Here is a 10806-nt window from a genome sequence, read left to right on the forward strand (position 1 = left end):
ATGCGGGTCGTTGAGCGAGCGAAGCGAGTCGAAACGCGGTGAGGTCGTTTCGTCTCGCTGCGCTCGCTCAACGAGCAGGGATCGTCAGTTCTTCGGGATGCGGTACCAGTCGTCCGCGACCTTCTCCCACGCGTGGGTGCCGGTCTTCAGCGCGATCGGCCAGCCCGCGGTCGGGACGGTGCCGAAGGTGTACGGGTCGCCCACCATCGGGTTCTTGATCGGGGACATCGCCTTGATCGCCTTGCTCACCGACTCGCGCGTGATGTCGCCCTTGATCGACTTCAGCGCCTCGATGAAGTAGGTCGCTGCGAGGTAGCCGCCCTGGCTGAACGCGGTCAGCGGGATGTTGTTCTTCGCCATGAGTGCGCGCCAGTCCTTCGTCGCGTCGTTCTCCTCCGTGAACGGGTAGAACTCGGCGGGCACGTAGATGCCGGCGGACGCGTTGTCGATCGCCTTGGCGAAGTTCTCGCTGTAGACGCTCGTGAGGTACAGCCACGTCACGTCGTTCCAGCCCTGCGCGTTGGCGGCCTTGACCTGTCCGATCGCGTCCGGCTCGACGGGGTTGATGGCGAGCGCCTTGCAGCCGGCCTGCTTCGCCTTCACGATGTACGGCGTGTAGTCGGAGGCGCCGTACGGCACGGTGTCGTCGACGTACAGCGGCTTCTTGCCGGTGATCTTCGTCCAGCTGTCGATCGCGGCCTGATACGTCGGGCGCGTGGAGCCGGCGATCTCGAGGAGGACGCAGATGTCGTTCAGCTTCAGGACCTCGGAGCCGTAGAGCAGGGTCAGCGTCATGTCGTTGTACGGGCCGACGTTCGCGGGCGAGATCGTGTCGGTGTTGTGGAAGCAGCCGGTGTCGACGCCGACGCCCGGGATCGAGAGGATGCCCTCCTGCTTGTAGTACTTCGCGTTCAGGTCGCACTCGATGAGGCTCGCGGAGCCGACCATCGCGACGGCCTCGTCGCTGCCGACGATCTCGCGGGCCGCGGCGGTCGCCGCCGCCGGGTCGCCCTTGTCGTCGAGCGCCTTGTAGTCGATCTTGTGGCCGTTGAGCCCGCCCTTCGCGTTGAAGTCGTCGAACACGGCCTTGGCCGCCTGCGACGCCTCCGGGAACGTCGCGGGACCGCTGATCGTGTTGACCGAGCCGACGACGATGGGGGACGTGCTGCTGCCGCCGCTGCTGTCGCTGCCGGCGCAGCCGGACAGCGCGAGTGCCCCGGCGGCCACGATCGCGGCCGCCGCGTAAAGCTTCTTCTTCATCGCTTCCCTGCCTCTTGGGTCGCGCCACGACCACTGCGTCGTGGCTCCTGTCCATGACGCTAGAAGCGCAGCGATCCGGTGGATGTGCCGTGCGAGCACGGCTGTTGTCGCGGAGAGCACGGCCTTGCGCGTCCGCGCTCTCCGCAGGTGTTCAGAACCTCTCGGCGGCGCGCGCGACGAGCAGCGTGTCGGTGAACTGCTCGAACGCGACGACCTTCGCGCCCGCGAGGCGCCACACGTGTGCGACGCGGGCGGCGAAGAACCTGCCCGTGGCGCGGTGGGTGCCGGAGTACGTGCCGATGCCGACGACCGTGTCGCCGCCGTCGACCACGTCGTCGATCGCGACGGTGTAGCCGTCCCAGTCCTCGCCGAGCTTCCTGAAGACGTTGTCGATCACGCCCTGCGGACCGGTGTACGTGCCTGCGAGCGGGAAGCCCGCGGCCTCCGTCCAGGACACGTCGTCGGCGAAGTCGGCGACCATGCCGGCGAGGTCGCCGCGGTCCGAGGCGGCGTAGTGCGCGCGGATGATGTCTGCGTTGCTCATCACTCTGTTCCTGTCGAGGGGGTCAGACGGGCTGGGCGTCGGGGTAGGAGACCGCGCCGAGCGGGTAGATGTGGCCGCCGGCGCGCGAGTGCTCCGACTCGCCGGCGCCGTTGAGACCGAGGAAGATCCCTGTGGTCCGCTGGTGTCCGAGGTCGTGCAGCCACACGCTCGCCACCGCGATGCGGAATTCGCGGAAGCAGAAGAGGTACAGGCCGTCGGCGAACTTCCACACCGTCGACAGGTCCATGTCGCCGTGGCCACGCTGCACGCCTTCCAGGCACTGCCACGCGTACCGCTGCGACGACACGTAGATGTGCTCGTACAGGTGGAACGGGCTGTACCGGTAGACGTTGCGCTTGCCGATGAGGTCGCGGCTCGGCGCCGGAATCTCGCCGGTCGGCTCACCCGCATCCGTCACGCCCGCCCAGAAGCGCTGCGTGACGCGCGGCGTGCCCTCGACGTCCTCGTCGGAGATGCGCGACAGCGTCACGAGAGCGCGGTGCGTCGTGCGCGAGAAGACGACCGTGAGCGCTTCGCGCTCGCGAGAGGCGAGCGGCAGGTTGACGAAGACGACGTCGTCGCGCACCGCCACCGCGTCGTACGGGTCGACCCCGGATGCCTCGTACCCGCCGTGCGACGACCACGTCACGGCGTCGGCGGCGAACTCGAGGGCGAGCGCGGTGCCGTCGTCGAGCGTGAGGAGCAGGCGCGTGCCGGTCAGATCGGTGTTCGGCAGGCGGTAGGTGTCGATGCCGGCGGCGAACTCGTCATACGTGCGCCACTCGTCGAGCGCGGGATCGGTGAGGTCTGTCATGCCGCCATGCTTCGCATGCGCGACAGGCCGTTCAAGCGTTCTGCGGGGTTCCCGCGCGTCGAGTCAAGCCGCGTGCGGGTGCGGGCAAGGAGCCGGCGTCAGTGGGTGCTGCGGAACTCGCTCGGCGAGACGCCGAACGCCGACTTGAACGCGCGGCTGAAGTGCGCGGCATCCACGAAGCCCCACCGCGCCGCGATCGCGGCCACGGGGCGATCCGCGAGCACCGGGTCGATGAGGTCGCGGCGGCACTGTTCGAGGCGGCGCGTGCGGATCCATGTCGAGACCGTCGTGCCCTGCTCCTGGAAGAGCCCGTGCAGGTGGCGCGTGGAGATGTAGTGCGCGGCGGCGATGGATGCCGGTCCCAGATCCGTCGAGGCGAGGTTGCGGTCGATGTATCCGCGGATGCGCTGCATGAGCGCCCGGTGCGGATCCGCCGTCGCGCCGTCGAGGCCGAGCTCGCGCGTGAAGACCGTCGTCACGAGGTCGAGGGCGCTGTGCGCCAGCCGGGCGCCGGTCGATCCGGCGAGCTGGTCGAGGTTGGTCGCGAGCTGCGTGAGATAGGGCGTCACGACCTGCCCGAGGCCCTCGGACCCGGAGATGCGCACCGCGGTGAGCTGGCCGACCATGTCCGACGGCAGCGTGATGAGGTGACGCGGGAACATCACGACCATCGTGCGGAAGTCCTCCTCGAAGACGAGGGAGTACGGACGGCTCGTGTCGTACACGGCGAGGTCGCCGGGGGTCAGCACCGCCTCGCGGCCGTCCTGGATCAGGAGGCCGCGCCCGGCGAGCATGAGGCTCACCTTGAAGTAGGGCCTGTCGCCGCGCGCGATGAGCTCGGGGGTGCGCTCGACGACGTGGTCGGTCGCACGCAGGTCGGACACGTGCACCTCATCGATGCCCGCCCCGCGGATCATGCCGCGGAAGCGGTCGGGATGCTCGCTCGTGACCTGCAGCGGCACGAAGGAGTCGTTGACCGCCGCACGGAACTCGCTGATGTTGCGCGCGATCGTCGTGGAGAGCACGTCGCTGGAGAAAGCCGACACAAGAACCACCTCGTTCTTCCGGGTTTCGGTTGATCATATACGATTTGTCGGGCGGGGCCGATAGACTCTGCGTCATGCCCGAGTCGCGGTTCCCCCGGTCCGTCTACGGCGTCGGGGACGAGCCCGACCCGCGGTTCAGCCTCGCCAACGAGCGGACGTTCCTCGCGTGGATCCGCACGTCGCTGGCGCTCGTGGCGATCGGAGTCGCGATCGAGGCGCTGGCCGCCCCCATCCATCCGTCGATGCGGATCGTCGCGGCCCTGCTGTTCATCGTGCTCGGGCTCGTCGCCGCCGGGTACGCGTGGCTCTCGTGGAGCCGGACCGAACGCGCGCTGCGACTCTCGCAGGCGCTGCCGGGGCTTGCGATCGGGGCCGTGATGGTCGCGGGCGTCGCGCTTGCGATCGTCGCGGTCGTCATCGGCATGTTCGTCTGAGTCATGACCGGCACGCCCTTCGATCCCGGTCTGCAGCTGGAGCGCACGCTCCTCGCCTGGCGCCGGACGTGCCTTGCGCTCGCGGTCGGCAACGCCGCCGCCATCCGGTACCTCGGCGAGCTGCTCGGGCCGTGGGCGATGCTGATCGGCGTCGCCGGGCTCGTGCTCGCGCTCGTGGCCTGGGTGTTCTGCACGCTGCGGTACCGTCGCGCGCATCGGGCTCTGTCCGACCGCGCCGAGCTCGTCTCGAGCGGACGGCTGCCGCTGCTCATGGCCCTCTCGGTCGGAGCGCTCGCGCTCGCGGCCGTCGGGCTCGTCCTTGACCTCGCGCTCACGCGCTGATCCCGTTGCCGCGTGGCCATCCGCGCGCGGATCAGCATGTGCAGGCGTCGCCGCATCCGGCGCACCCGCCGGCGCCGGCCGGGCGGTGCGCCTGGCTCGACTCGGGGACGTCCATCGCGGGGTTGACGTCGAGGAACCCGTAGGGCTTGAACCAGAACCCCGAGTAGTCGACGGGCATGATCGGCCAGTCCTCCGGGCGCGGGATGTGGGTGAGCCCGAAGGTGTGCCACAGGACGAGGTCGCCGCCGTCGATCGACCGGTCGTCCGCCGTGTAGGCGGGAAGGCCCGCTCCGCCCTGGTGGGCGTTCGGGTAGCGGCCTGACGGCCACCGCTCTTCGCGGTCGTAGGCGGTCGCCCACAGGTGCTTCGTGGCGAACGCCGCACGCGCCGCGACCGTCGACGCCGGGTCGGCCATGAGGAGCGCGGTCGGCTGGGGGAGGAGGTGGTACGCGGTCGGCTTGCCGACATAGTTGGTGCGGGATGCGGACTGCACCTCCCACACGCGGGCGACCGAGGCATCCGCTTCGCGCTGCGCCTCCTTCTCGGTGCGCAGCGGCGTCTCGGTCCACGTGAACGCGTTGCCGAACTCGTTGCCCGGCCCCATCGGGATGCGCGCGGCGTCGATCTCGACGAGCCGGTTGTCGTCGCCGTCGATCGCGACGTCGAGCCGGGCGCAGAAGAGGTGCTGGTGGACCGGTGCGAACACACCCGGCGCGATCTCGGGGGCGTGGGGGTTCGAGCTCCCCGGCATCCCGGCTCCGACGAACACGATGCCGGTCGCCTTCGCCTCGACCTGGATCGACCCGTCGAGGTAGAAGTACCAGTAGAACCCGTAGTCGTAGTTGCCGATCGTGGAGAAGTAGGAGACCACGAGGCGCCGCGACCGGCGCACGTGCGAGCCGACCGGCCCCTGCTCGGTGTGCTTCCACAGCACGCCGTAGTCCTCCTCGTGCATGCACACGACGTTCGGGATCTGGACCGCGTGCCCGTGGTCGTCGGCGACGTAGCCGTCGAAGTAGCGGATGACGCCGAGGCAGTCGCAGCCGAGCTCGAGATGGTTGGCGTTCTTGCCGAGGAGGTACTCGCCGGCGTCGAAATAGCTGATCCAGAAGCGGGTGGGCGACGTGTCGCCGTAGGGGACGACCATCTCCGGCACGCTCGCCCGTGCGAGCACCGGGCGTCCGTCGAAGCGCACGTCGCCGAGGACGAGCCCCTCGCGCGCGTTGAATCCGACGCGCATCGACCAGTTCTCCCAGTCGACGAGCGAGCCGCCGACGTGGAAGCTCGGACCCTCCGGCTGGACGATCTCGATCGGCTTGAGGCTCGTGCGCGCGGGGCCCACGGCATCCGGGGCGTACCGGCCGCTGCCCGCGGGGACCGGGGTGTCCCCTTCGTCCTCGATGCCGATGACCTCGTTCGTGACGAGGTCGATGTGGACGATGAGGCCCTCGACGGGGTGCGCCCACGGGATGTCGTCCTCGGAGTCGCGCAGGAACGTCAGCGAACGGATGACGCGTCGCCCGACCTCGTTCGCGCGGCCCACGAACCCCGGCGCGAGCGGGGTGCAGAAGGCGAGGTCGATGCGGTCCGCAAGGCCCCGGCGCGTCATCGCGGCACGCCATTCCGGGGAGGCCTTGACGATGCCCTCGGCGCGCTCGTATTCCTCGAAGAGGTACTGGGGCTGGCCGTAGGGGGCGGCGGATGCGTCGTGCCCGCGCTGCGAGACGACCGCGTTCTTCGTGACCGACACGATCGCCTCGACGACCGCGTTCGTCCCGACGTCCATGAGTGTGACGTCCACGCGGCGGTCGATGGGGGCTCCCGGGAGCCAGGCGGCGAGCTCCTCCTTCGTGGGCTCGTCGGGCAGCAGCATCGGCACCCGCGTCGTCGCGGTGATAAGGCCCGCCTCGACGAGGATCGCGCGCGCCGCATCGATCTCTGCGCCGGTCAGGGGGTCGAGCGGATGCGGTGTTGCGGTCGTCGGGTCCGGGTGCGCGTGCTCGGGGTGCTCGTGGGCGCTGTGCGCGTGCGCGGTGTGCGCGTGCGCGGTGTGCGCGGTGGGCTCGCTGTGCTCGCGGGTGGCGGTGTGCTCGTGGTGCGACATTGCAGACTCCTCGGCGGCCGGAGCCGCATGTTTGAGCGATTGCTCAATAATAGGATGGAGCGTGCGGGATGTCCAGGCTTCGAGCGCGGAAGGGGATGATCGGAGGATGCCGAAAGTCGTCGACCGCGATGAGCGCCGCAGGGAGATCGTCGATGCGTATCTGCGGATCGTCTCCCGTTCCGGGGTTGCGGCGGCGACGAGCCGCGCGCTGGCGGCGGAGGCGGGGATCTCCACGGGTGCGCTCTGGCATTACTTCGACGGATTCGGCGACGTCGTGCGGGATGCCTTCCAGCGCGTCTACGGTCAGACGAACGAGCGGATCGCGGCCGCGGCCGACGGGGCGCGGGGGCTTGCCGCGCTCGATGCGATGGCCGTCGACATCCTTCCGCACGATGCGCGGACGCGGGACGAGGCGACCGTCGTCGTGAGCTTCTGGGGGCTGCTGCCCGCGCACGAGGGCTTCCGCGAGCAGTCGCGAGCCGTCGAGGCCGAGTGGGGCCGCCAGGTGTCCGGACATCTGCGCGAGGCGATCGACGACGGAGAGCTTGTCGCCGACACCCCGATCGCGCCGCTCACGGACACCCTTCTCGCGGTGTTCGAGGCGCTCCAGCTGCGTGAGGTGCAGGGTTCGCCCGCCGCGCAGCCTGCCCGGCAGCGCGCGATCATCGATCACCTGCTCGGGCCCTGGCGGATGTGACCTCCGCGCGCACGAGCCGCTGAGTCTGCGCCGCGAGGAGGGGTGCGGTCGCGGCGGAAGACCGCGTGCCTTCGGTCGAAAAGAGGTCGCCGCCGGCGAGACGTACTCGACGGCGACGTTCCTCGGCGCTTCGGGCGGGGCGTACAGCCTGGGCGACGTCGCCCTGTGGACCACGGGCTACGGCACGATCGCGTACGCCTTCGGCTACCTGTACCTGCCGACGCTCTGGACGTACGCCCGCGACCACAACCTCGTCACGCAGGCGGACTTCTTCCAGCACCGGTTCGGCAGTCGGTGGATCGGCGCGCTCTTCGGCATCGTCGGCGTCGCGTTCATGATCCCGTACATCGAGGTGCAGCTGCTGGGCTTCGGGCAGATCGTCCAGGTGACGTCGGGCGGCGCCCTGCCGCGCGACGTGAGCATGCTGCTGGCCTTCGCGGTCGTCGCGATCTTCGTCTCGCTCGCCGGCATGAACGCCACGGCGATGGTCGCGATCCTCAAGGACATCCTGATGATCCTCGCCATCGGGATCGTGGGCATCTATCTGCCGCTGCATTACTTCGGCTCGTACATCACCGTGGTCGACAAGGTCCTGGCGAAGTACCCGGGGCTGTTCGCGCTGCAGGGTCACACCATCCAGCACACGCCGCTGTGGATGATGTCGACGCTGCTCGTCTCGGGCGCTGCGTTCTTCATGTTCCCGCACGCGACGGCCGCGATCTTCTCGGCGAAGTCGGCGGAGACCGTGCGGCGCAACATGGTCTTCCTGCCGTTCTACAACATCCTGCTGTTCCTGCCGGTCCTCGTCGGCATGACCGCGCTCCTCGTGACGCCGGGGCTGACGGGAAGCGACACCAACGCCGCACTGCTGAACCTCTCGGTCGCAGCTCTGCCGCCGTGGGTCGCCGGTCTCGTCGGAGCGGCGGGCGCGCTGTCCGCGATGGTGCCGGTGAGCCTCCTCGTCCTGCAGTCCGCGACGCAGCTGTCGAAGAACGTGTACAAGGCGGCGTTCCGGCCTCAGACGGGGGAGCGGACGGTCCTGTCGCTGTCGAAGTGGCTCGTGTTCGCCGTGATGGCGGTCTCGCTGCTGCTCGCCCTCACATCGCCGACGCTGCTCGTCAACCTCCTGCAGATCGGGCAGGCGGGGGTCTCGCAGTTCCTTCCCGCGATCGTGCTCGGTCTCTTCTGGAAGCGCCTGAACCGGGCCGCGATGCTCGTCGGCATGCTCGTCGGCGTCGCGATCGTGAGCTGGTCGGTCATCACGACGACGCCGGTCGTCTTCGGCATGAATGTGGGCCTCGTCGCCCTGGCGATCAACGTCGTCATCACCGTCGGCGGCTCCGCGATCCGGCCGGGTCACGCGCCGGCCGACGACAAGAAGGTCGGAGCGGCGGCGATCCTGGGCTGAGTCGCGGTGCGACGATGACCGCATGACCTCTCTCTTCGTCCGCCGCATGACGGCATCGGCGTCCGCGTCAGGGCCGCCCGTGCTCCTCATCCACGGGCTCGCGTCGCGCGGGCGCGTCGACTGGCCGGACGCCGACTGGGCGAAGCCGCTCGCCGCAGCTGGACGTGACGTCTACGTCGTCGACCTGCCCGCGCACGGGGCGGCACCGCGACCGGACGCCCCGGTCGGCACCGCGGAGGTCATAGACCTGCTCGCTGAGGTCGTAGAACAGGCTGGAGGCGAGGCCGACGTCATCGGCTATTCGCTCGGCGCTCGCCTCGCGTGGGATCTCGCCGCCCACCGCACCAGGCGGTGCGCGGTGCGCCGGGCGGTGCTGGGCGGGCTCAGCACGATCGAACCGCTGATCCACGTGGATCTGGATGCAGCGCGTGCGGCGATCGCGGGCGGTCCCGAGCCGACGGACCCCCTGACCGCGACGATCGTGCGGATGTCGCGACTGCCGGGGCTCGATCCTGCCGCTGTGCTGAATGTCGTCGAGGGGATGGCTGCCGAACCGTTCGACTCCCGTGCCCATCCGCCAGCCGTCCCTGTGCTCCTCCTCGGCGGCGTCGACGACCCGCTCGCGCGCGGGCTCGCACAGCTCGCGGACGTGCTGCCGGATGCGCGGGTCCAGACCGTTCCAGGCGACCACCTGACCGCGCTCCACACTCCCGAGTTCCGCGCCGCGGCGTTCGCATTCTTCGGTGTCTGACTGCGGCGGCCGTCGGCTCGCGATCGTGTCGGAGGCGCCTGGCAGGATGGCGGAGTGGACCTCGAGACCCTTCGCTCCGAGCGCCTGCGCTCGCATCGGCTGACCGCCCCGGCCGCATCCCTCGTCGACGCGGCGGCCCACCTCCTCGCGGTCCAGAGCCAGGAGTTCTGGGGCGGGCGATGGGCTCTCGCGGTGCGCACGCGCGCGGCCCGGGGCGCGGCGCCCACGATGCGCGATGTGGATGCCGCGTTCGACTCCGGCGCACTCGTGCGGGCGTGGACGATGCGCGGCACGCTGCACACGATCCCCTCTCGCGACCTCGGCTGGGTGCTGGAGGTCACGGGGGAGCGGCAGCTGAAGCAGGCGGCATCCCGCCACCGTGCCCTCGGGCTCGACGACGACACGATGTCGCGGGCCGAGCGGGTGGTGCGCGACGTGCTCGCGGACTCCGGGCAGGCGACCCGGCCGGAGCTGTTCGCGGAGCTCGAGAAGCAGGCGCGCATCGATCCGCGCGATCAGCGCGGCGTGCACATCCTGTACTCCCTCGCCGTGCGGGGTGTGATCTGCCAGGGGCCCGTCGTCGAGCGCGCAGCCGGCCCCGCGCGCGAACAGCGGTTCGTCCTCGTCGAGGACTGGGTGACGGATTCGGCATCCCCCGCCGATCCGCTCGCCGAGCTGTTCCGGCGCTACATCGACGGCCACGGCCCTGCGGGCCCGGAAGACTTCGCGTGGTGGTCGGGGCTCCCCGTCACGATCGCCCGCGCGGCGGCCGTGTCATCCGGTCTCGATCCGATCGAGGAGAACCTCTACGTCTCGGCGAGCCGACCCCGGCGATCGGGCGGCTCGGAGGTCTTCGCCCTGCCGCCGTTCGAGGAGTACTACATCTCCTACGCCGATCGCACGACAGCCTGCGCGCCCGAATTCCTCGCGCCCATCGGCCCCGGCTCGAACGGGATGGTGCGGCCGATCCTCGTCGCGCGCGGTGCGATCGTGGGGGCATGGACGCATTCGCTCGCGGTCGGGCGGCACCGCGACGATCCCGTGCCCGAACTGCTCGCGCCGGGGGCGGCGACCGACGCCGAGATCGCGGCGGCGCTCGACCGGTACTCGGCATTCGTCGCGGGATGACGGCTGTGGTCGCCCGCCGGAATGCGAGACGTCGGCGCATGCCGAAGGCGGCATGAGGCTCCGGAATTCCGCGTGATTCTGCGGGTTTGCGCGGACCGACTCCCCGATTTCAAGACGAGGCGTGCCCGGATTCCGCACGGTGGCTCCCGAGCTCAGCTTTGTCGAAGATCTTGGCGAAGGGTATTGACGGCGGCTCCACAGGGGGAGTAGACCTGCGTTCCGTATCCGCGTGCTGGGCGCGGGACATCCGGCGGTTCCTAGGGCACGGGGAGGCCTTG

At 70.0% G+C, this 10806-nt stretch carries 11 protein-coding genes; 6 read left to right on the forward strand and 5 right to left on the reverse strand.

Going from position 1 to position 10806, the window contains the following annotated elements:
• Positions 1–84: 84 nt before the first annotated feature.
• The 4 genes from QSV35_RS12845 to QSV35_RS12860 form a co-directional block, all read right to left on the reverse strand.
• Positions 85–1260 carry an ABC transporter substrate-binding protein gene (locus QSV35_RS12845; protein WP_286289177.1) on the reverse strand — a complete coding sequence of 392 codons (1176 nt, stop codon included), beginning with the start codon at positions 1258–1260 and terminating at the stop codon, positions 85–87.
• A gap of 151 nt (positions 1261–1411) precedes the next feature.
• Complete coding sequence (locus QSV35_RS12850; RefSeq protein ID WP_286289178.1) at positions 1412–1804, reverse strand: nuclear transport factor 2 family protein; 393 nt, start codon at positions 1802–1804, stop codon at positions 1412–1414.
• A 22-nt stretch (positions 1805–1826) separates the two neighbouring features.
• Positions 1827–2618, reverse strand: a complete 792-nt coding sequence (locus QSV35_RS12855) for a MoaF C-terminal domain-containing protein (RefSeq protein WP_286289179.1) — start codon at positions 2616–2618, stop codon at positions 1827–1829.
• Between the two features lie 98 nt (positions 2619–2716).
• On the reverse strand, positions 2717–3664 hold the full coding sequence (locus QSV35_RS12860; protein WP_286289180.1) for an AraC-like ligand-binding domain-containing protein: 948 nt from the start codon (positions 3662–3664) through the stop codon (positions 2717–2719).
• A gap of 74 nt (positions 3665–3738) precedes the next feature.
• On the opposite strand from QSV35_RS12860, the gene QSV35_RS12865 reads away from it, so the two are divergent.
• A complete protein-coding gene (locus tag QSV35_RS12865; RefSeq protein WP_286289181.1) occupies positions 3739–4098 on the forward strand; it encodes a YidH family protein in 360 nt (119 codons plus the stop codon).
• Positions 4099–4101: 3 nt separating this feature from the next.
• The gene (locus QSV35_RS12870; protein WP_286289182.1) at positions 4102–4440 is read left to right on the forward strand and encodes a DUF202 domain-containing protein; all 339 of its coding nucleotides are present in this window, start codon (positions 4102–4104) and stop codon (positions 4438–4440) included.
• A gap of 31 nt (positions 4441–4471) precedes the next feature.
• On the opposite strand, the gene QSV35_RS12875 is transcribed toward QSV35_RS12870, so the two are convergent.
• Positions 4472–6544 (reverse strand): primary-amine oxidase, encoded by a 2073-nt coding sequence (locus QSV35_RS12875; protein ID WP_286289183.1) that lies wholly within the window; start codon positions 6542–6544, stop codon positions 4472–4474.
• Between the two features lie 106 nt (positions 6545–6650).
• On the opposite strand from QSV35_RS12875, the gene QSV35_RS12880 reads away from it, so the two are divergent.
• From QSV35_RS12880 to QSV35_RS12895, 4 genes are read left to right on the forward strand one after another with little or no spacing between them, the layout of a single operon-like run.
• On the forward strand, positions 6651–7241 hold the full coding sequence (locus tag QSV35_RS12880) for a TetR/AcrR family transcriptional regulator (protein ID WP_286289184.1): 591 nt from the start codon (positions 6651–6653) through the stop codon (positions 7239–7241).
• Positions 7159–8649 (forward strand): sodium:solute symporter family protein, encoded by a 1491-nt coding sequence (locus QSV35_RS12885; protein ID WP_286289185.1) that lies wholly within the window; start codon positions 7159–7161, stop codon positions 8647–8649. The genes QSV35_RS12880 and QSV35_RS12885 overlap by 83 nt, the downstream gene beginning before the upstream one ends.
• A gap of 22 nt (positions 8650–8671) precedes the next feature.
• Positions 8672–9400 (forward strand): alpha/beta fold hydrolase, encoded by a 729-nt coding sequence (locus QSV35_RS12890; protein ID WP_286289186.1) that lies wholly within the window; start codon positions 8672–8674, stop codon positions 9398–9400.
• 54 nt (positions 9401–9454) lie between these two features.
• Complete coding sequence (locus QSV35_RS12895) at positions 9455–10528, forward strand: winged helix DNA-binding domain-containing protein (protein WP_286289187.1); 1074 nt, start codon at positions 9455–9457, stop codon at positions 10526–10528.
• The last annotated feature ends 278 nt before the right edge of the window (positions 10529–10806 follow it).

It is taken from the genome of Microbacterium candidum, from assembly GCF_030315975.1.
Lineage (GTDB): Bacteria > Actinomycetota > Actinomycetes > Actinomycetales > Microbacteriaceae > Microbacterium > Microbacterium candidum.

Coding starts and splice junctions, on each gene's coding strand:
- QSV35_RS12890 (WP_286289186.1), top strand. CDS start 8,672: ATGACCTCTCTCTTCGTCCGCCGCATGACGGCATCGGCGTCCGCGTCA.
- QSV35_RS12855 (WP_286289179.1), bottom strand. CDS start 2,618: ATGACAGACCTCACCGATCCCGCGCTCGACGAGTGGCGCACGTATGAC.
- QSV35_RS12865 (WP_286289181.1), top strand. CDS start 3,739: ATGCCCGAGTCGCGGTTCCCCCGGTCCGTCTACGGCGTCGGGGACGAG.
- QSV35_RS12880 (WP_286289184.1), top strand. CDS start 6,651: ATGCCGAAAGTCGTCGACCGCGATGAGCGCCGCAGGGAGATCGTCGAT.
- QSV35_RS12850 (WP_286289178.1), bottom strand. CDS start 1,804: ATGAGCAACGCAGACATCATCCGCGCGCACTACGCCGCCTCGGACCGC.
- QSV35_RS12845 (WP_286289177.1), bottom strand. CDS start 1,260: ATGAAGAAGAAGCTTTACGCGGCGGCCGCGATCGTGGCCGCCGGGGCA.
- QSV35_RS12875 (WP_286289183.1), bottom strand. CDS start 6,544: ATGTCGCACCACGAGCACACCGCCACCCGCGAGCACAGCGAGCCCACC.
- QSV35_RS12870 (WP_286289182.1), top strand. CDS start 4,102: ATGACCGGCACGCCCTTCGATCCCGGTCTGCAGCTGGAGCGCACGCTC.